This is a genomic window from Rhodococcus sp. NPDC055024 (genome assembly GCF_053608585.1).
In genome coordinates, this window is the sequence record NZ_JBSGVT010000054.1 from 1 (window position 1) to 1,445 (window position 1,445).

Genomic DNA, 1,445 nt, shown 5'->3' on the forward strand with positions numbered 1-1,445 from the left:
CTCGAACACCGGCTCCGGCAACAACTTCCGATCCAACTTCCCCGACGCATTCAACGGCAGAGCATCCAACACCACAAACTGCGACGGCACCATATACGACGCCAACCGCTCCCCCACACCCACCTTCACCACATCAACATCAACCGAAGACCCCACCGCAGCAGTGACATACGCAACCAACTGATCACGCCACACCACCACCACAACAGAACCCACACCCACCTGATCCCGAACCGCAGCCTCGATCTCCCCCAACTCGATCCGCTGACCACGCAACTTCACCTGAAAATCACTACGACCGACATACTCGAGCTCACCCGACACACCGATCCACCGCACCACATCCCCCGTGCGATACATCCGCGAACCCACACCGCCATACGGATTCGCCACAAACCGCTCCGCCGACAAATCCACCCGCCCGAAATACCCACGAGCCACCTGCACACCCGACAAATACAACTCACCCGAAACACCCACCGGCACCGGACGCAACCGCGAATCCAACACCAACACCGACGAATTCCACACCGGAGCACCCATCGGCACCACCACACCCACACCATCAAGCGGACCCGCCGCCGTCGCATGCACCGTGAACTCCGTCGGACCATACAAATTATGAACCTCAACCGACGGCAACACCGACAACACCCGACCCACCACCGACGCCGGCAACGCCTCACCCGCCGCGAAAATCACCCGCAACGAACCCAACCCGAAGCCACCGAGACGCGAAATCGTCGCCTCCGACGTGTCAACCACCTGATCGACGAACACCTCCAACATCGACGGCACAAACGACACCATCGACACCGACTCCGCCGCCACCACCGACGCCAAATACCCCGGATCCCGATGACCGTCATGCGCAGCCACCACCAACCGAGCACCCACCGCCAACGGAACAAACAACTCCCACACCGACACATCGAACGTCACCGGAGTCTTCAGCAACACCACATCAGAACCCGACACCGCATAACGCTCCGCCAACCACGACACCTGATTGACCACACTGCGATGACTGACCGCCACACCCTTCGGCCGACCCGTCGACCCCGACGTGAAAATCACATACGCCGCATTCCCCGACCGCAACGGCGAAACCCGATCCACATCCGAAACAGAAGCATCCGAAAAACCAGACACATCAACAACATCAACCTCGACCACCGGCACCACACCAGCATCGAAACCAACATCAGAAGTACTCACCACACACACCGGCGACGCCGCCGCCAACACAAACCCATTACGCTCCGCCGGCTGATCCGGATCCACCGGAACATACCCACCACCAGCCCTGAGCACACCGTAAACCGCAACCAACAAATCAACCGACCGACGAACCGCAACACCCACCAACGACTCCGGCCCCACACCCACCGAAACCAAATACCTGGCAAAACGATTCACCCGAGCATCGAACTCCGCATACGACA

The 1,445-nt window shown here is 59.7% G+C and carries 1 protein-coding gene; it reads right to left on the reverse strand.

Annotation, left to right across the window (positions count from 1 at the left end):
* Positions 1–1,445 (reverse strand): amino acid adenylation domain-containing protein (locus tag ACWF6P_RS31780; protein ID WP_452623701.1); only part of this gene is annotated, 1,445 nt, incomplete at both ends.